The 18,918-nt window shown below is 49.5% G+C and carries 19 protein-coding genes and 1 pseudogene; 9 read left to right on the top strand and 11 right to left on the bottom strand.

Annotation, left to right across the window (positions count from 1 at the left end):
- Position 1: 1 nt before the first annotated feature.
- Genes glcF through ACIP66_RS13370 form a run of 3 tightly spaced genes read left to right on the top strand, consistent with a single transcriptional unit; the run spans position 2 to position 3,869 of the window.
- A complete protein-coding gene (gene glcF / locus ACIP66_RS13380) occupies positions 2-1,219 on the top strand; it encodes a glycolate oxidase subunit GlcF (protein ID WP_400648652.1) in 1,218 nt (405 codons plus the stop codon).
- 16 nt (positions 1,220-1,235) lie between these two features.
- Positions 1,236-1,637, top strand: coding sequence for a heme-binding protein (locus ACIP66_RS13375; protein WP_400648650.1), 402 nt, complete (start codon positions 1,236-1,238; stop codon positions 1,635-1,637).
- Positions 1,638-1,670: 33 nt separating this feature from the next.
- Positions 1,671-3,869 (top strand): malate synthase G, encoded by a 2,199-nt coding sequence (locus ACIP66_RS13370; RefSeq protein ID WP_400648649.1) that lies wholly within the window; start codon positions 1,671-1,673, stop codon positions 3,867-3,869.
- A 52-nt stretch (positions 3,870-3,921) separates the two neighbouring features.
- Here the strand turns inward: ACIP66_RS13370 and ACIP66_RS13365 are convergent, their stop codons facing one another.
- From ACIP66_RS13365 to ACIP66_RS13350, 4 genes are all read right to left on the bottom strand, one after another.
- Positions 3,922-4,287 (bottom strand): histone-like nucleoid-structuring protein, MvaT/MvaU family, encoded by a 366-nt coding sequence (locus ACIP66_RS13365; RefSeq protein ID WP_400648647.1) that lies wholly within the window; start codon positions 4,285-4,287, stop codon positions 3,922-3,924.
- Between the two features lie 109 nt (positions 4,288-4,396).
- Entirely contained in the window at positions 4,397-5,068 is a 672-nt protein-coding gene (locus ACIP66_RS13360) for a hypothetical protein (RefSeq protein WP_400648646.1), read from the bottom strand.
- Complete coding sequence (locus ACIP66_RS13355; protein WP_400648644.1) at positions 5,065-6,018, bottom strand: hypothetical protein; 954 nt, start codon at positions 6,016-6,018, stop codon at positions 5,065-5,067. The genes ACIP66_RS13360 and ACIP66_RS13355 overlap by 4 nt, the downstream gene beginning before the upstream one ends.
- Before the next feature lie 10 nt (positions 6,019-6,028).
- Positions 6,029-6,379 (bottom strand): hypothetical protein, encoded by a 351-nt coding sequence (locus tag ACIP66_RS13350; RefSeq protein ID WP_400648642.1) that lies wholly within the window; start codon positions 6,377-6,379, stop codon positions 6,029-6,031.
- 634 nt (positions 6,380-7,013) lie between these two features.
- Here ACIP66_RS13350 and ACIP66_RS13345 point away from each other — a divergent pair.
- Positions 7,014-8,261: a DUF4297 family anti-phage-associated protein gene (locus ACIP66_RS13345; protein WP_400648640.1), complete on the top strand. Its 1,248-nt coding sequence runs from the start codon at positions 7,014-7,016 to the stop codon at positions 8,259-8,261.
- The gene (gene herA / locus ACIP66_RS13340) at positions 8,258-10,024 is read left to right on the top strand and encodes an anti-phage-associated helicase HerA (protein WP_400648638.1); all 1,767 of its coding nucleotides are present in this window, start codon (positions 8,258-8,260) and stop codon (positions 10,022-10,024) included. Before ACIP66_RS13345 ends, herA begins: the two co-directional genes overlap by 4 nt.
- Before the next feature lie 188 nt (positions 10,025-10,212).
- Here the strand turns inward: herA and ACIP66_RS13335 are convergent, their stop codons facing one another.
- The 4 genes and pseudogenes from ACIP66_RS13335 to ACIP66_RS13320 all read right to left on the bottom strand — a co-directional run bounded on the left by ACIP66_RS13335 (position 10,213) and on the right by ACIP66_RS13320 (position 13,047).
- Positions 10,213-10,947: a hypothetical protein gene (locus ACIP66_RS13335; RefSeq protein ID WP_400648637.1), complete on the bottom strand. Its 735-nt coding sequence runs from the start codon at positions 10,945-10,947 to the stop codon at positions 10,213-10,215.
- Positions 10,940-12,301, bottom strand: a complete 1,362-nt coding sequence (locus tag ACIP66_RS13330) for an AAA family ATPase (protein ID WP_400648709.1) — start codon at positions 12,299-12,301, stop codon at positions 10,940-10,942. The genes ACIP66_RS13335 and ACIP66_RS13330 overlap by 8 nt, the downstream gene beginning before the upstream one ends.
- 210 nt (positions 12,302-12,511) lie before the next feature.
- Positions 12,512-12,613 (bottom strand): annotated as a pseudogene (locus ACIP66_RS13325) (DUF4113 domain-containing protein); the annotation flags it as partial.
- 80 nt (positions 12,614-12,693) lie between these two features.
- Positions 12,694-13,047 carry a hypothetical protein gene (locus ACIP66_RS13320; protein WP_400648636.1) on the bottom strand — a complete coding sequence of 118 codons (354 nt, stop codon included), beginning with the start codon at positions 13,045-13,047 and terminating at the stop codon, positions 12,694-12,696.
- A gap of 112 nt (positions 13,048-13,159) precedes the next feature.
- On the opposite strand from ACIP66_RS13320, the gene ACIP66_RS13315 reads away from it, so the two are divergent.
- Positions 13,160-13,243 (top strand): type II toxin-antitoxin system CcdA family antitoxin, encoded by an 84-nt coding sequence (locus tag ACIP66_RS13315; RefSeq protein WP_400648707.1) that lies wholly within the window; start codon positions 13,160-13,162, stop codon positions 13,241-13,243.
- 745 nt (positions 13,244-13,988) lie between these two features.
- Here the strand turns inward: ACIP66_RS13315 and ACIP66_RS13310 are convergent.
- Genes ACIP66_RS13310 through ACIP66_RS13300 form a run of 3 tightly spaced genes read right to left on the bottom strand, consistent with a single transcriptional unit; the run spans position 13,989 to position 15,282 of the window.
- A complete protein-coding gene (locus tag ACIP66_RS13310) occupies positions 13,989-14,345 on the bottom strand; it encodes a hypothetical protein (protein ID WP_400648635.1) in 357 nt (118 codons plus the stop codon).
- A 48-nt stretch (positions 14,346-14,393) separates the two neighbouring features.
- Complete coding sequence (locus tag ACIP66_RS13305; protein ID WP_400648633.1) at positions 14,394-14,798, bottom strand: DUF6957 family protein; 405 nt, start codon at positions 14,796-14,798, stop codon at positions 14,394-14,396.
- 25 nt (positions 14,799-14,823) lie between these two features.
- The gene (locus ACIP66_RS13300) at positions 14,824-15,282 is read right to left on the bottom strand and encodes a hypothetical protein (RefSeq protein ID WP_400648632.1); all 459 of its coding nucleotides are present in this window, start codon (positions 15,280-15,282) and stop codon (positions 14,824-14,826) included.
- Between the two features lie 318 nt (positions 15,283-15,600).
- Here ACIP66_RS13300 and ACIP66_RS13295 point away from each other — a divergent pair, with 318 nt between their 5' ends.
- The 3 genes from ACIP66_RS13295 to dacB all read left to right on the top strand — a co-directional run bounded on the left by ACIP66_RS13295 (position 15,601) and on the right by dacB (position 18,822).
- Complete coding sequence (locus ACIP66_RS13295; protein WP_400648630.1) at positions 15,601-16,068, top strand: resolvase; 468 nt, start codon at positions 15,601-15,603, stop codon at positions 16,066-16,068.
- 109 nt (positions 16,069-16,177) lie between these two features.
- Positions 16,178-16,522, top strand: coding sequence for a YggL family protein (locus tag ACIP66_RS13290; protein WP_400648628.1), 345 nt, complete (start codon positions 16,178-16,180; stop codon positions 16,520-16,522).
- An 839-nt stretch (positions 16,523-17,361) separates the two neighbouring features.
- Complete coding sequence (dacB, locus tag ACIP66_RS13285; RefSeq protein WP_053118738.1) at positions 17,362-18,822, top strand: D-alanyl-D-alanine carboxypeptidase/D-alanyl-D-alanine-endopeptidase; 1,461 nt, start codon at positions 17,362-17,364, stop codon at positions 18,820-18,822.
- The last annotated feature ends 96 nt before the right edge of the window (positions 18,823-18,918 follow it).

Raw genomic sequence — 18,918 nt, 5'->3', positions numbered from 1 at the left:
CATGCAGACCACTCTGAGTGAATTCGCAAGCCTGCTACCTCGCGCCGCCGAAGCTGAGCGCATCCTGCGTAGTTGTGTGCACTGCGGTTTTTGTAACGCCACCTGCCCAACCTACCAGTTGCTCGGCGATGAACTGGATGGGCCACGGGGCCGTATCTATTTGATCAAACAGGTACTGGAAGGTAACGATGTCACGCAAAAGACCCAGCAACATCTGGATCGTTGCTTATCGTGCCGGAACTGTGAAACCACCTGCCCTTCGGGGGTCGACTACCACAACCTGCTGGACATTGGCCGAGCTGTAGTTGATGCGGCAGTGCAGAGACCTCTGAGTCAGCGACTACTGCGTAAGGGGTTGCGCACCCTTGCTCCCAACCCTGGTCTATTCAAAGGGCTTGTAAGCAGCGGTCAGATATTCCGAGCATTGTTGCCGAGCAACCTAGAAACAAAATTACCTAGAAACGCCAGTCCAGCTAAACAACGTCCGACTGCTATTCATGATAGACAGATGCTAATCCTCGAAGGTTGTGTTCAATCAAGCCTTTCGCCCAACACAAATGCCGCAGCCGTCCGGGTGCTTGATCAGCTAGGCATTAGCGTCACTTCAATCCAACAGGCTGTTTGCTGCGGAGCCGTGGACTATCACTTAGACGCACAAGCATCCGGGCTCAATCGTGCCCGTCGAAATATTGATGCTTGGTGGCCAAGCATTGAAAGTGGTGCCGAGGCGATTGTGCAAACCGCAAGCGGATGCGGCGCGTTCATCAAAGAATATGCCCACCTTCTCAGTACCGATCCAGCGTATGCCTACAAGGCCAAAATAGTTAGCTCACTAGCCAAGGACTTGGTTGAGGTGTTGCGCGACGAGCCACTGGAGCAGCTCGGAATACAAAGCGCTCAACGCCTAGCATTCCATTGTCCATGCACCTTGCAGCACGCACAAAAGCTCGGTGGCGCGGTTGAAGCGCTACTGGGACGCCTTGGATTCAATCTCACGACCGTTCCCGACAGCCACTTGTGCTGCGGCTCAGCGGGCACCTACTCACTGACCCAACCCGAACTTTCCCGGCAGTTGCGTGACAACAAACTCAACGCATTGGAAAGCGGAAATCCCGAAGTCATTGTCACCGCAAACATTGGCTGTCAGACCCACCTAGATGGCGCGGGACGTACCCCTGTCCGGCACTGGATCGAACTGGTCGAATCCTCGTTGCCCTGAGCCCTGGAGATTTTCTATGAAAAGCAAAGCCGTATTGAGTCAGGTCGAAATCGGCCAAATCCTTAGCGCTGCGGGCGCCGAAGCACAAAACAACCAATGGGCAGTGACCATCGCAATAGTCGATGACGGGGGCCACCCCTTGGCTCTCGAACGCTTCGACGGGTGCGCCCCGATCAGCGCGTACATAGCCACCGAAAAAGCGCGCACAGCGGCACTGGGTCGACGTGAATCCAAAGGCTATGAAGAGATGGTCAACGGTGGGCGACACGCCTTTTTGTCAGCGCCATTGCTTACCTCCCTGGAAGGTGGAGTGCCGATTGTGGTCGATGGCGAGGTTGTCGGAGCCGTCGGTGTATCCGGGGTAAAAGCCGAGCAAGATGCTCAAGTAGCAAAAGCCGGTGCGCAGTGCTTGAGCTGAATGCAACACCTTAAATACTCGAATGAACATCGAATGATGGAGATGCAAAAAGTGATCGACTTTGTGAACTGCCAAGGCCTTAAGGTCGCCCCTGTCCTGCAAAGCTTTGTGGATTCGCAGGTACTGCCAGGTACTGGACTCTCCCCTCAAGAATTTTGGAGTGGCTTTGCCAACTTAGTGCATGAGCTCGCCCCCATGAACAGGGCGTTATTGGCTGAGCGTGATCGTTTGCAACTCGAGCTGGATACTTGGCACCGAACGAATCCAGGGCCAGTGGCAGACATGCCTGCATACCAAAAATTTTTAACCGGTATCGGATATCTGCAACCACAACCTGGTGAGGTGAAAGTCACCACTAGCAACGTTGACACAGAAGTCAGCGTGCAAGCCGGGCCGCAACTCGTCGTCCCGGCCGTTAATGCCCGCTATGCCCTGAACGCCGCCAATGCACGCTGGGGTTCACTCTACGACGCACTCTACGGTACAGATGTAATCCCTCAAGAAGATGGTGCTTTATCGAGCGGGACTTACAACCCAGTGCGGGGAGCCAAGGTCATTGCTTTTGCGCGTGCATTTCTTGATAAGGCATTTCCTCTGAGCAACGGTTCTCATAGCGAGGTAGCTCAATATCAGATTGAAGGCGGGACACTGCGAGCCACCTTGAAAGATGGTACCCACACAAGCCTCTCGAACATCACACAGTACATTGGGTATCAGGGCCAGCCTACGTCCCCAATAGTCATATTGCTCAAAAACAACGATCTGCATATTGAGATACAAATCGACAGGCAAAGCATCATCGGCCAAGGCGATGACGCTGGTGTTAAAGATCTACTGATCGAGGCAGCACTCTCCACCATCATCGATTGTGAAGACTCCGTGGCCGCAGTAGACGCAGAGGATAAGGTGCAGGTTTACAGCAACTGGCTAGGCTTGATGAAGGGCGATCTCTCGGAAAATCTGGAGAAAAATGGTGCGACCATCACACGACGCTTGAATCCAGATCGGGAATACATTGCGGCAAATGGCACCACCTTGAAACTACCGGGACGTTCGTTGCTGTTCATCCGCAACGTCGGGCATCTGATGACGTGCCCTGCCATTCTTGATAATGGCGGACTGGAAATTCCAGAGGGAATTCTAGATGGCGTTATCACCAGCTTGATTGCCCTCCACGATCTGCAGCGTAGGGGCAACTCGAGAGCCGGCAGCGTCTACATCGTTAAACCAAAAATGCACGGCCCAGACGAAGTCGCTTTCGCTGATCAATTGTTTTGCCGAATTGAGGATCTGCTTAGGCTGCCACGCCATACATTAAAAATTGGGATCATGGATGAAGAGCGGCGCACTAGCATTAACCTCAAAGCTTGCATTGCAGAAGCATCCTCACGGGTTGCGTTTATCAATACCGGCTTTCTGGATCGTACCGGTGACGAAATGCACACCTCTATGGAAGCGGGTGCAATGCTGCTAAAAGGTGACATGAAAAATACCCCATGGATCGAGGCTTACGAACTCAATAACGTACTTGTTGGTCTTGACTGCAACCTGCGCGGCCGAGCTCAGATTGGTAAAGGTATGTGGGCCATGCCGGATCGGATGGCTGACATGTTGAAACAGAAAATCGGTCACCCGAAAGCTGGTGCGAACACAGCTTGGGTGCCGTCTCCTACCGCTGCCACAATTCACGCACTTCACTACCATCAGATCAATGTGAAAGCTGTCCAAGAGTCTCTTGAAGGCACAGACTTCAGTGAAATCAGACAGTCCCTTTTGGACGGATTGCTCAGCGTACCCGTCGTCACCGACAAATCATGGTCGACCGATGAGATACGCCAGGAAGTCGAAAACAATGCGCAAGGTTTGTTGGGTTACGTGGTGCGCTGGGTAGAACAAGGCATTGGATGTTCAAAGGTTCCCGATATTCATAACGTGGGCTTGATGGAAGATCGCGCAACCCTGCGCATTTCCAGTCAACACATGGCTAATTGGTTGCGGCATGGAGTGATCACTGTGGAACAGACGTTGGAAATCCTGCAACGGATGGCCCACGTCGTCGATGAGCAAAATGCGGGGGATCCACACTACACTCCGATGGCTCCAAATTTCGATAAGTCCTTAGCGTTTCAAGCCGCTCGTGATCTGGTCTTCAAAGGGCAAACGCAACCCAACGGCTATACCGAACCTCTACTGCATAAATTCCGGCTCAAATTTAAACAACTGAAGGTTTGAATCGACTCACTCAAAAAAGGGCCCTCAAAAGGCCCTTTGTACTCAAACCAAATCACTTGGTCAGCCAGGACTCGACGGTGGCCGAGCCGTGTTCTGCTTTCCACTCCTTCAGCGTCTTGTGATTGCCACCTTTGGTTTCGACAACTTCGCCGGTGTGAGGGTTTTTGTAGACCTTGACCTGGCGCGGTTTGCGGCTACCGGCTTTGGGCTCAACGGCTGGAGCGCGACGGCCCGCTTGTGGATCCAGCAAGTTGATCACGTCTTTAAGGCTGTAGCCGTACTCCCCCAGCAATGCTCGCAGCTTGCTCTCAAACTCCATCTCCTTTTTCAGGCCGGAATCGCTTTTCATCGACTCGAGCTCTGCGAGCTGCGCAGCCAGTTGTTGCTCCAGTTTGCGGTATTCGGCCAGACGAGACATATGATTTCCCTCTAAATAGAAATGATGAAAAGTAGATACCTCATGCTAAGCGATGGTCAGTTAGTCGTCACTAACGATGTACTCAAGCAGCATCAGATCTAAGCTTTCCCTATGAGTAGCACATCATCAATGGAATAGGAGCGCTGGGTTGAGCTTTCTTTTTGGCCCAATCGATTGCTGATGTCACGGGAGGCCAAAGGCACTGCACCACCATCAATAGAGCAAAAGTAAGAAAGGCGCGCAGTAGAAACTCGTGGGTCATCTTGATGCAAGTGACTTTCTCATTTACCAGGGAATAGTTTGCAGTGACCGCCTGCGTGATTTCCTTGGCAAGCGCCACTCGCGATTCTGAATTACCTACGATGCGCGCCAGATCACTCGAGTGGACTTGGTGAAAGCGTGAGACCTTGAGGGTGTGAAAAGCCCACAGCCCGGCTTTGACCAAATAACAGACAGCTAACGCAAAGATGAGCAGTGACGTGACTGCGAACACAGTGCTTGCCTTGTCGTTCCAAATACTAGGAATGAGGGAGGTCAGAACTGGGACAAGTGCAGTGATGGCCGCAAAATAGATCCCGGCTTTAGTATCTGCGCTTCTACGACGCTCAGCTTCAGCGTCATACAAACGACGACCCTCTTCAAGAGCAACATCAGCGCCAAGAGTCCAGTCACCCTGTTGGATCGATAGGTGAAGCTCTTTTGCCGCTGCCCCCTCCCTCTGAACCTCGGCAGCAGTCGGCCTCTCGAGAATAGGCCAAAGAAACTCGCGAATTTTTTTCATCCCAGGGAGATCTCTTCCAACTCGTCAACAATGGCTTTGGAGATGGGATAGCCAGTCAGATTCTCAATCCATGCCCACTGACCATTCGGATTAATTTCCAAAAACCAAAGCTTATCCTGTTGGTCGCAAATGAAATCGATGGCACCAAACTTCAGCCCGAACGCACTGACTAGATCAACACAGCGTTGCTGCAAGGATTGATCAAGCTGGATGCGCTCGTGCTTCAAATCTGTTCTGCTGCCCTGGCGCCAATCAACCTCCGTTTCTTCGTTAGCTTGTGACCAGATAGCGGTGGCAAAAGTCTTCGTGCCCACGACGGTTACTCGCACATCGTACTTTTTCAGTATTTCCCTTTGGGCGATAAAGGGTGCTAGGGCGATAGATGCTGCATCGCTTTCTTTGGCATCGTTGATGCGAGAGGTAAACATCACTCGCTCCCCCTCACCAGAAAGCACAGCCTCGCGAAGCGGCTTTCCAATCGCTTGGTATTGATCAGTGATCCGCCTCACCGAAGCCCAATCATTAGTGATTGTGACTTCAGGGATCTCGAATCCAAGTTCGTGAGCGAGAATCAACTGACGAGGCTTGTCCTCCGCCAAAAAAATCTGCGTTGGGCCACTCAACCAGACACCATCCAGACGCATGTACAGGCTTTTCAGAAAGCTGCCCCATTCGGCTTCGATGTAGCGCTTCTCACCGCCTCCTTCGACCTTATCTGAGGCGATAGGAGCACCTGGGCGACGAAAATAAGCAGCTGTAATCTCCTCACCCGAAACCTTTTTCCCATCAATGCAAATTGACCATGAACGACGGTCTTTCCCAGACATCGTGCAAATCGCTTGAGGGAGGAGTTCGGTGTTCAGCCTGTAAAACGGTATTTCTCGGCGTCTCAGTTCAGCTACCACATAATCCATTGTGATATCGCGGCAATTGGTCACCAGCAGAATCATCGTCAGTCCCTTAGCATTCAAAATAGCGAGAGTCCAACCCTAAAACTGGGTCGCTGCTATCGTCTCTTTCCTGTTGAGTATTTGTCTTGGTGACCAACTCAAGAAGATGATTGAAGTGATCACCAGCATCGTCGCTCTCTACTTTAATGAAGCTCTTGCTAGACAGCTCCAGCAGCTGATTCATGCAATCGGATGAGTCAGTGCCTTCTGCCTTCACGTCAGTAAATGTCTTTAGCTCATGAAGCGCGTAGAAGCCTTCATCATCCTGCTCGGCATTCACTTTGGTCTTCGTCACAAGCTGCGCCAACGCCGCTTCGTTGATGACCGGTGCTGGGCCATCCGTGGTATCAACAACCCACATGTCTAACTCGGTAGAGTAGTAACCAGGCAGTTGGTCATCACCTGTCCTTGGTATCGCGAAACGGGCCAAAAATGGCACAGTCTCAGATGATGTTTCTCTCTGCATTACGCCCAATTTATTGCCCTCCCTGGTGATGACTGCGCACGAAAAATTTTACGACCTTTGAGGCGACGATACTGCTTTGAAATCATGACGTCGATCTCAAAGCTCACTCTTTTTTTGACGCTGCCTTTCACGCGTGCGCTTCAATTAGAGATCAAGGAATCTGCGTGACACCTTCGCTGCACCTGATTTTTTCATATGGGAACTCATGACAATAGCCAACCATTGCGGCTACCAATCATTAAAAAATTGTCGGATACTGCCAAAAAGCCAGCCTCAAATTTTCAGGGTCGAAACGTAGATGGCATGGATTAATTCAAAGAAGTCGATCAATTCACGCGTTGTCTTTTTTTTCTTGAAGCTTTGCGCGTTACTGCCGACTTTTTTTCAGTATTTAAAAACACTGAAATCCCCCCATCCCACACCTGTTTCGCGATGCCACATTCGTTTCGCCGCCTATGAGCGAACGCCATAGTGGCCATAACGACTTCGCATCAAATGTATTCCATTTGCGGCACCGCCGAGGTATACCATGGTAAATAGAGCAGCCAACGCAACAATTAAAGGCTATTTCTATCAATTCGATTACGCAATCTTACGCATTTTAAACACGACCGATCAAGTAGCAACGATAACTGTTGAAGGTGTCGAAGACGTCGATATTTCTAGCGTTCTCGAAGAATCCTACATTCAGTGCAAATACTACGCAGCCACACAATACAATCACTCAGTGATCAAACCAGCCATCGCGGCAATGCTTACACACTTCAAATCGCATGGTCAGAATTTGCAGCCAACGCCTGAGTACAAGCTCTATGGGCATTACGGAGGCGGTCAAGAAAAATTCCCGAAACGCGAAGAACTTACAGTAGCCTTTACTAAACAAAATTTCCTCACTACCAAGAAGGATGGCGAGCTAGAAGAACTACATTTGATTCTTAAAATCACCGACGAAGAGATCACTAAATTCTTAGATCTTCTTTCTGTCGACGTCTATGCCCAAAGCTATGAGGCTCAATATGAAACTATATGCGCTTCTCTTCTTAAAATATTTCCCAGGACTACGAAAAATGATGTAGAGGCACTGCTATACCCCGCCTCGATAAACATTGTAAGGAGCCTCGCTATCAGCGGGAACATTGATGACAGAAGGATAACAAAAAAGATTTTTATTGAACGAATCAATAATAAATCACTTCTTTTTAATGCCTGGCTCCTTGAATACAAAGGCATCAAGCAATACGCAGAACTGGTACGGAAAACATATTTTAGTCAAACGAGCTCAACCTCTATAGAAAACAAGACCCGCTTCTTTGTCCTTCCAGTAAATTCGAACAACTTCGAGCTAAATATAATTATTAAAACGCTACATCAGTTGAGCAAAAAATTCTCAAACATTGATCGTGTCCGTACACTCGACAGTGATAGATTTTGCCCCTACGTGCATCTTTTCGGTGCCACGAGCACAGAACTGGTTAGTATAAAGCGAGCGTTAACATCGGAAGGCTGCGTTTTCACTGATGGATTTGACTATAAAGGGGCAGATTTCTCACTAGAGTCAATCTTAAGAACACCGAACCAGAATCATTCTGTAAAGCTTAAAATCATTGATGACATGGTCGATCTAGTCACTACTATTCAAGCTACCCATCGACGTTCTATGGAAGTATTCGAATTCTATCAATTGACACCGGCAACCGAACTATCAGCACCAGAGAAAACAGTTCTCGCACGCATCAAAGTGGATTCAATGGAAGACATCCTGGAGATTATCAAATGACCGATTCAATGCCTCAAGCAGAAGTTATCGCCGTTTATCCCGATAAAATTCGAATTTCCGTTGATGATTTGGGCAGCTTTACGCATGGCCATGCTCTGTTAAGAGTGGGGTCTTATCTCAGAGTTACTGATAATGAAGACTGCGTGCTAATAGCGATTATTGAAAACTTCATGATCGAGGTGGACGAAAAATATCGTCGGCGCCACGTCATTGAAGCACTACCTCTCGGAGTGATAAAAGACGGCAAATTTACCAGAGGTGGTGATGCACTGACCATACCTCCTACCGGCGTCACTCCGGCACGTTTGGAGGATATCAAAAAAATATTTGAAGACTCTGTTCCTTTCGAAAAAAAGCTAGAGTTCTCATCACTACTAAGTGACGCAGAAATTCGTGTACCAGTGGATGGCAATAAATTCTTCAACAAACATGTCGCTGTTGTTGGATCTACCGGCGCCGGGAAATCGAACACCGTAAGCCGAGTTATTCAAACGGCAATCGCGGCGACAGAGGACGGTAAAAAAAATAACTCCCACGCGATTATCTTTGACATCCATTCTGAATACAGAACTGCTTTCCCAGGATCTAACCATATAGACATTTCGAGTCTGAAACTGCCTTATTGGCTTTTGAATAGCGAGGAACTCGAAGAGGTGCTTCTAGATACAGGGGAAAGAGACAATTATAATCAGTCATCCGTTTTCAGACACTTAGTCACTGAAAACAAGCGCAGGCACAACCCTCAATTTTCAAAAGTATTTTACGACAGTCCTGTATCTTTTGATATACATGAAGTATTGAACGCGCTTGCCAACTTAAAAAATGAAACTGTAAACGCAAAAAACCAACACAAATACATGATAGATGATGGTACCTACTCTCTCCTCGCCGAGGGTAAAGCTGATGCTACTCACGGCATAGCTCTTGACGAAAGTCAAAAGTTAGATCGTTACTTCGCTGATCGATTAGACTTTTTCCCAACAAAAATGCAGAGCATATCAAACGGCAACTACGCTGACGGTTCTTTAGAAAAATTCTTTACTCGATTCGAATCAAAAATTGCGCAAGAAAGATTACAATTTCTCTTCGGAACAGCTGCACAAACCGCCACACTTGAGAGTACACTTCGCTCACTAATCGGCTATGAAACCGGTCACAATTCAAACGTAACGATAATTGATCTAAGCGGAATACCTTTCGAGGTACTCAGTATTACTGTATCCCTCATATCAAGAATTATTTTTGAGCATGGCTACCATTACAAAGTTTACCGAACGAAAGCCGGACACACAATCAATAACGACGCACCCATTTTGCTTGTATATGAAGAGGCTCATAAGTATGTACCTAGTAGTGAGCTTTCCAAATATCGGGCAGCTAAACAGTCCATCGAGAGAATAGCAAAAGAAGGTCGTAAATACGGAATAACACTGCTGCTATCCAGCCAGCGCCCATCTGAAATTTCCGAAACAATATTTTCGCAATGCAACAACTTCATCGCTATGAGACTTACTAATCCAAGCGATCAAAACTATGTAAGACGATTACTACCAGATACCCTTGGAAAACTAATCGATAAAATGCCAACATTGGGCGCAGGCGAGGCACTATTAATTGGTGATGCCTTGGTTATGCCGTCATTAGTAAAAATTGATCCATGCGATCCAGCGCCTTCATCAGCGGACATCCCTTATTGGGAGCTTTGGAAAGAAGAATGGAAAGTCCTAACGTTTGATCAGATTGAAAGCGAATGGTTAAAATAATATAGATACAGCCCTCGGTTGATCCGCTTAGACCCAACCGGGGGTTTCCTCTAGAAACAATAGCCACAACAGTCAGCTCAACGAAAACTACTCTAAGGATTAAACCTAATACCCGAATACATTTAAAGATCAGTAATGGTAGCTGAACACCAAACTTATCTCATATTTATCAAAAACCGCATATTTCATCAATTGATTTTTTCAACTTCCGCCTCTAGAATATCGATAATCGCGCGAGCTCTGGACAAATCGTACTCCTCGACCATTTTTCTCAAAACTCTAATATATTTCAGCTTCCAAGTTCTACTTGCCACTCTAAAAAAACCATCTAGCGCTTTTTCTGCCAGTTCATTATCAGCATCAATGAAATGATCTGCCAAGCGGGCGGAGTTTAGATATTGTATTCCGCAAATATTGATCGTTTCTCGCCCTTTTAAATTTTCTGGCTTTGCCACTATGCGGCCTATGCCATCATAATCAAGGTGATCATTCCATTCATCCTTATGAGGATGAACCAGCAAGTAATCATTAGAGTCCGGGGGAATATCTACAGTTGCTATGCCTGGAACCAAGACATGCTTATTACTTTTTGAACCATTGCAGGTTTTGCATACAGCGGCAATATTTTCAAGCAGGAACATGAATTGTGGATAAGTATCTTTATCCAAAATATGTTCAGCATCAAAAGATCCATTGTGGGAATCAAGCTCTTTACTGCAATAACAACACATACGACCTTGTTGGTAATAATAGTGCGTTTTTGCTTCTTTCTTAAAGACAGCAACTATCTTGCCATGCTCGCCAACGTTGAAGCTCCAATAATTTTTATCTGCTACCCCATCACGCTTAAGCTGCTCATGTTGATCTGCAGTAATTTTTTTGAACGATTCCAGGACATCTGCTCTTGCACGAATATTAGGCATTATATCCCTCGTCTGTATTCAGCAGATCGATAGCATCCTCAATTAGCTCAAGTGTTTTATCGCCAGAAACCCCTGTCGCTGTATAAAGACTTCTCAACTTCTGGAGTTCGGCCAAAGAATGAGCGTGGGCGATACCGTCTCCGGTTTCGGCATTTGTTATTAGTGAGAATATTTCATTAGCCAGGTGGACACTGCCGGATACTGGAGTATTGAATACTTCCTGTAACGTCGCCTCTACAGACTTTGAGTCTTGCTCCATGGGTTCTGACACTGCTTCACGCTTAATCTGCGTTACACCGGCACCAAGAGCATGGCCGCGTTGAACGATTAAGGGCGAATGAGTAGCAATTAATATATGACATCCGTAAAAAGGTTCAAGCGTTGCTTGAAGATTATCAAGATATAGTTGCTGCCAGCTCGGATGCAAGCTTAACTCCGGCTCGTCAATCAATACAAGACTGTTATGTTTTAATGCCGTAGCCAATCCAATTACAGAACAGAGCATTTGCTGCTGACCTGAACTTGCATTAGCAACATCAAACTTATCACCATTTTTATTGGTCAACTCACACTTTCGCAGCGTCAGCAAATCTAATCGTCTAAGTAGAGATAAAGACTGAAAGGCGGCATAGTCATACCTATCGCTATATCTAATTGAACCTATCTCGTGTTCAAACACCCTAGATTCATATATTTTCTCACCTATAATTTGTAATGCTTCGTTTATCAGCTCGGAAAGTTTATAAATATTTTCCTTCTTAAGCTCCAAATCTAGGCCTGAGCGGGAGTACTTACGATCATGGGCCCTCGATTCAAGCTGCTCAAGCAGCTCAACTAAAGTTCCTCTTCTACTTGCATCAAGAATGGCTCCAAGTCCCGATCTTGCCTCATAGGTAAAACTAATCTGATCTGAAATATGTAGATTACTCATTACTCGTAATATGGCGCTAGCACTTTCCGGCGACTCGCTCAAGCGATATATAGCTTGTTCTAGCGTATTTTTCGAAAGACTGGAGCTCACTATACGGGTGGACTTATGTAGCCCAGCACAAACATAAATAGAGTCCGACAAATCACCTTCAGAATAGATGCTGGTCAATGACGAACTATGACCTACAGGTGATGGAAATCTGTTAAAGGGGCTATATGTTTGTGCGATTACTCGCGCGGGCTCAAAAGTTTCCTGCCCAATGACGTCAGATCTATAATACGAATCTTCATACCTCCATTTGATTACTCCTTGGAGGTTTTTTGATGTTCGACTTCTAAATGTGTTTGCGAGAAAGCTAAGAATCTCTGATTTTCCAGACCCGTTAGGGCCAGTTAGGAGATCAATTCGATTGCGCCCCCACATCGAAGCCTCACCTAGTTCAAGCCAGACCCGATTCGCTTTTACCCCAAGAATTTCCAATCCTGATCTTCCCTGCAGATGGCTTTTGATACCACATTCTTAATGTTGCGGTGGAGCGTACGGTCTCACTTGAAGGAAATCCACACACAAAATTAGCTTGGCACTTCTCGTATGGCATAACTGGCTATTACGCTATCGGTGACGAAACGCGCCTCACCTGCAATACACAGTCCAAAGCTGATCGACTCTGGTAGTAAAGCTCTGGCTCATCATATCCCGGCGCATGCCCCAAGGAGTTGTTGGCGCTGATGGGGCATTTGCTTTAGTAACTGCCAGCGGAGCGGTTGCCAGCAGTGCTGAGGCCCTTGCGTTTGGAATTGGAAGTCTGAAGGCAGTCAGTCATCTGACCAAGGATCGAATTTATCCCCGTACTTGGCGCGTAAGGCTCGATGGCGGTTGATCCGCCAGATCCATGGATCGTAGTCCTCGGGTAATGCGGCCAGTTTGTCGCTGATGATCATTTGCACCGCGTCGTCGCGCAAAAGCTGACTAGTCATCTCGCGGTATTCACCAAGCGTAGTCAAACCATAAATGGCGTGATTTTCTTTCACGTAAAGGTCGGTTATACCCACGCGCATATGGCCGTAGTCGGCTACGTCGCCGGGATAGATATCCTCCAAGCTGAGATGTCCCATATCGAGCCCCAAGGCAAAATGTACCCGCTGGAAAGTAATGTTTGCGCTGTACATTTTCGTTGTGCCGCCGGAAGAAAAGCAATCGCTATTCCGCGCGAGCGGCTAGCAGTACGGACTAAAAAAATGAGGCTCTGGCCGAGGCCCTGAATACGATACAGCGCGAGAAATAGAGAACAGGGAAGCCGTAGATGCCTACAACGAAGACGTAGAAACTCACAGCGTTTTCAGCGACGACATACGGAGCTTCTGAAGCCTATCTCTCGTTACGTGGCTGTTTTTTAGCCTGCGACAACGGGCCTCAGATGAATATTGAGGGTTTCATCTCCCCCCACGTGACACGGGGCGAATTACCTGACTGATGCGAACATCGAGTTGTCTTTCCGCTTCAAGGCTGCTGCGACTCGCAACATGGGGGTTCGGACGAATATCGGTAGGTTCATCTCCCACCTGGAGCGGCGTGCCGAATCAGCTGGCTAATACGAATTTGGAGGGTTTTATCTCTCACCTCTCCAAGGCCGTTTGACCCAACAAACGCGGGTCTCAGACGAATATCAGCAGATTCATCTCCCACCGTCTGGAGCGGGTCGAATCAGCTCCCCGAGACGAATACCGAGCGTTTCATCAATCGACTCTTCATCGCAGTTTGAGCCAGGAAACGCGGGGCTCGGATGAATATCAGGAGCTTCATCTCCCGCCAGCTCGTGCGGGATTAATCAGATGGCTGAGGCGAATATCGAGTTTCATCTCTCAGCTCCCCCATGGCCGTTTGAGCCAGAAAACGCGGGCCTCAGACGAATATCAGCAGTTTCATCTCCCGCCTGTGGAGCGGGCCGATTAGCGAGTTGTTACGAATATCGAGCGTTTTATCTCTTGGAGGCGAGGCAGTTGCCAGCAACACAAAAAGCTAGTTACAGCCGTTTTATTAAACGCGTGACAGCCGCCGAATCTACAGTGATTTAACAATCAACCCATCATAACGTTGCTGCATTGACCTCTCAGCAACGCTCACCTGATCGAAGCAACTCGCAAAAGCTACGCCGCCCAAAGCCTCGTAGGAAACTGCAGAGGACGTAGTTGCCATTTTGAGTCTCGAGAAGCCAGTAACCTCCCTCTTTCCATGCCCTCTGAATTTTTCCTGTTCGAATGAGGCCGCCATCTGATGGGCGAAACGCGTCATCCTGCCCAACGTGATCGAAAGAAACGCCAAGGCATGTGTCATTTGCGATGAAGGCGTCACTGATGAACCCAGTGACCGGTGCCGAATATTTTCGAATGCTTGCTCGCTCTAGGCGATCCAGCTGAAAGTCGGTCAACTCTTTGCTGTGAAATTCGACCTCGATGATTTCAGACATCCCGAAAGGCTCCAAAACGAATTCAAATGTTTTGTCCGCACAGATCACTTATCCGGCCGACATCGAAAAAGCAGCCCCCACAGTCGCTTCTTTTCGCTGGCCTGGGCCCCAGAGGAGGTAGACGGTACTGTTGGTTTCAAACATACAGCCCTGGCTGAAAGACAGGCCGAAATTGCTGCGCACCCACATGCCAGGCTGGAAACGACCTCTGCTATCCAGGACTATCTCGTGAGCGAATAGGGTCATGGGAAGCAGGCCGAGGTTCGTGAGCTTTTCCTTTTCACCAGGTGTCACGGCGAGGTCGATCAAAATCCAATGGCGAACGATGCAGAATGCTTTGCCTGGGAAGACCCTTGCTGCCAAAACAATCAGGTCTTCCTGAGAGCCGCCCCAGCCAGGAATTGCTGCTCCATCTCCGTAAAAGAGCTGTGCAATTTCTTCTAGCGTTGCCATTTTGAGCCCTCAGTCGACGTTGTGATCATTCACAGGCTGAGGATGCGCTTGACGTGATGTCTTCATAGATCGTCCTCACGTCGGTGAGCAGACTCGCGTCGACTGCGCCATTCATTGAGGTGCTGTAAACGGCACCACTCTCGACCTTGTGAAGCAAAACGTACTCGCCGCGTTGATCGTACCCAGCGGTCAACTCGACCAGTTTCTCCATGTGATCCAACGAAGTGGAGTTCATCCAAGGCGGCGTTATGACCTGGACTACTTCAACCATTTTGGTTTGGTTGTTCTCCGCGAGGATATCGACCAATACAGAGGCATTTGTTGATATCAATTTCTCAATGCGGTGCCTTGATCCCTCACAGATCCGCCGCACGACTTGATACCAAGGATCCATCGATTGCCGCTCGAGTTTTCTCCATCCGGTCTGCCCGTCTTCAAAAAAACCTGGAAAACGAACTGAGTACGCCTCATCAGAAATAAACATTTTTAGATACCCGTCTGAGGTGCGCACGTGCAGCAACCCACTTGAATTTTCGCTTCCATGCCCATTTAACAATCAGCTCGCCGCTTCCATGACCGAAAGAAATACCAACATTTGCTGGTTTGAACGCGTCAATACATTTAATACGTTTACGATCCTTCGAACTCGATTAGGTCAATGCGAGGCGCCATCGGACGCCTAGAGGCAGCTGCAACGGCAGCTCACTAGGCTTTCAATAGAAGTCATCCCGAATAATAACACCAATCGACGTTTATTTAAACACTTCGAATGTGGCCCTATCCTCGCTTTTTAGGGGCAATCATGTCGCTCAAGAAAGAGATTGCCGCAACGATTCGGGTAATCCGGTCGGTGCGAGGGCTGGCATACGAAGACTTGGCGTCTGTTACAGCGCGCACAAACATCAGTGCGCTCGAACGTGGAAAGATCAACATCACCGTTGATAAATTGATCGAGCTTTCCGGCCCGATGAGTTTTGATCCTGTGGCGCTTTTGGCCATCAGTATTTCCATGAGTAATGGCGAGGCTCCAGAAGCCGCTTTGGAACGAGCAATTGCCCAGCTTGAGAGTTTCCGAGCAGAGGGAGGCTTGAATCTTCTGGCCACACAGATTGTTGACGAGACGCTTGTGCAGCGCTCACGAGGAAAGCCGGAAGGATCTAAAAATGCTCAGGCTATTAGGGAACTGAAGGCGGCAGGATTTAGCCGGAAAGATGTGATGGAAAAGCTAGGGCTATCCAGATCTACAGTGTATGGGCATTGGAACGCTTAGGGCTTAGGAGATGCCGGTGGTCACCTCGTCGGTGCATTTCACTCATCCGGGCAGGCATGTCACTTAGCTGGTAAGATGCGCGGCGTTATTACTTAAGAGGATTGTTTCAATGGCCACTAACCGCTCCCAGCGTCTGCGCAAAAAGCTCTGTGTAGATGAGTTCCAGGAATTGGGCTTTGAGCTGAACCTGGACTTCAAGGAAGATTTGGCTGACGAGGCAATCGATGCATTCCTCGACGCATTCCTCAAAGAGGCCATGGAAGCCAATGGGCTTGGCTATGTTGGCGGTGATGACTACGGTCTGGTTTGCCTGCAGAAACGGGGCTCGGTCACTGCGGAGCAGCGCGCTGCCGTTGAAGCCTGGCTCAAAGGTCGCACCGAGCTGACCAGCGTTGAAGTCAGCCCGCTGCTGGACGTCTGGTATCCGGAAAAACCAATTAATCCGGTAGCGTGATGCTCGAAGGGCCATCCATTGTGATGGCCCTTTTTGTTTCTGGCTCAGGATAAATGCCTTTCGTAGTCAAATTGAGCTCCCCCTGGGTTTCCTCGTATTTGTCACCCTCCTCGTTTATCCGCCACCAGCGCAGAAACTTCGCCCTGACATCTGACCAGATCATTCCTCAGTTCTGTCCAAAACATCACCAGCAGGAAGCAACGCTCGCGCAATCGCAATAGAGCATCCCACGGATGACGAAATTCCGAACCTCATAGCGGCACAACGGGCTCTAATCACAGTGAGTTTCAACTGCTTTGTGGCGGTGGTTGATTACCTTTGAGACACACGACCATCTCCGTTTGTCGAAGTAAACGGTATGACTGGCTGACTGGAGGTTGGAAAGTTGCCTGATGTTGCGACAGTGGTGGCTGGACTACCGTGGCACACCCCGAGGGAGTGCTCCGCTGAGAGCGGCTGGATATTTGAGGGAAGAGTGGGTACTTGAGAGAGAGAAGCGACAAGGCATTTTTGACAACATTCGAACTATTTTTTGCTAATTAGCAAAACTTGAAATTCATCAACGCACAGTTTTTTGCGCAGACGCTGGGAACGGTTAGTCGCCATTGGAACAATCCTCTTAAGTAAATACGGCGGGCACTTTACCAGTTTCAGCAATCGTTTGCCCGCCTCTCTGGACACAGAGGCCGACCGCCTGTAAAAAAATCAACGAATCGCCACCCCGAGGAAGCCACAATCGGTTACACCTTGGGGCATAATGCCGACACTTTCGTGACCACTGAGGACCTTTTCATCCATGTCCTCGTCTTTTTCCCCTCGGCTGTAGGGTTTTATTTCATATGATCAAATCGTTGCGTCCACTGTTTCTCGCCGGCCTTCTTCTGCCTCTGGCCCTGCCTGTTTCCGCTGCCACCATCAATACTTCCCTCACCCCGAATGTCGAAAAAGCCCTCAAGGCGAGCAAATTGCAGCCTAGCGCCTTGTCGCTGGTGATGGTGCCGCTCGACGGGCCGGGCACGGCGACCGTTTTCAACGCCGACGTGTCGGTCAATCCGGCCTCGACCATGAAACTGGTGACCACCTACGCGGCGCTGGAAATGCTCGGCCCCAATCATCAGTGGAAAACCGAGTTCTACACCGACGGCACACTGAGCGGCGGCATTCTCAACGGCAACCTCTACCTCAAGGGTGGCGGCGATCCGAAGTTGAACATGGAAAAACTCTGGCTGCTGATGCGCGACCTGCGCGCCAACGGCGTGACGCAGATCACCGGTGATCTGGTGCTCGACCGCAACTTCTTTATCCAGCCGCAACTGCCGGAATTCAACGATGACGGCAATGACGAGAACAAGCCGTTCCTGGTCAAGCCGGACTCGCTGCTGGTCAACCTCAAAGCCCTGCGCTTTGTCGCGCGCAACGACGGTGGCCGCGTACTGATCTCGGTCGAGCCGCCGATTGCCAGCATCCACATCGAAAACACCGTCAAAGCCCTGCCGTCGAAGCAATGCACCGGCGGCGTGCGCTACAACCCGGTGCCGCAAGCCGATGGCAGCGTGACCGTGACCGTTGGCGGCCAGTTGGGCGAAGGCTGCAGCTCGCAGACTTATCTGTCGCTGCTCGACCACGCGACTTACACCGCCGGCGCCGTGCGCGCGATCTGGAAAGAACTGGGCGGCAGCATTCAGGGCCGCGATCGCCTGGCGACCACGCCAAGCAACGCCAAACTGCTGGCTCGCGCTTATTCGCCGGATCTGGCCGAGATCATTCGCGACATCAACAAATACAGTAACAACACCATGGCCCAGCAGCTGTTCCTGAGCCTCGGCCAGAAATTCCGCAACGACGCCGACGGCGATGATGCCAAGGCTGGGCAACGCGTTGTCCGTCAGTGGCTGGCGAAGAAAGGCATCACCGCGCCGCACCTGGTGATGGAGAACGGCTCCGGCCTGTCCCGCGCTGAACGCGTCAGCGCCCGTGAAATGGCGAACATGCTACAAGCCGCGTGGCACAGCCCGTATGCCGCTGAATACATCAGCTCGCTGCCGATCGCCGGTACCGACGGCACCATGCGTAAACGCCTGAAAACCACAGCGATGCGCGGCGAAGCGCACGTCAAGACCGGCACCTTGAACACCGTGCGGGCGATTGCCGGCTTCAGCCGTGACGTCAATGGCAATACCTGGGCGGTGGTGGCGATCCTCAACGACAAAGCCCCGTTTGGCGCCTCGTCGGTACTGGATCAGGTGCTGCTGGATCTGTATCGCCAGCCGAAGCTACCGCAGACTGCGTCAGTCCTCTAAAAGCAAAAAAGCAAAAGATCGCAGCCTTCGGCAGCTCCTACAGGTGAACATGTAGGAGCTGCCGAAGGCTGCGATCTTTTGATCTTCTGTAGGAGC

Origin of the sequence: Pseudomonas sp. NPDC088429, assembly GCF_044753305.1 — a bacterium.
Taxonomy (GTDB): domain Bacteria; phylum Pseudomonadota; class Gammaproteobacteria; order Pseudomonadales; family Pseudomonadaceae; genus Aquipseudomonas; species Aquipseudomonas rustica.
Note: the sequence above shows the minus strand (reverse complement) of the source record. Positions and strands in the feature narration are given on the sequence as shown.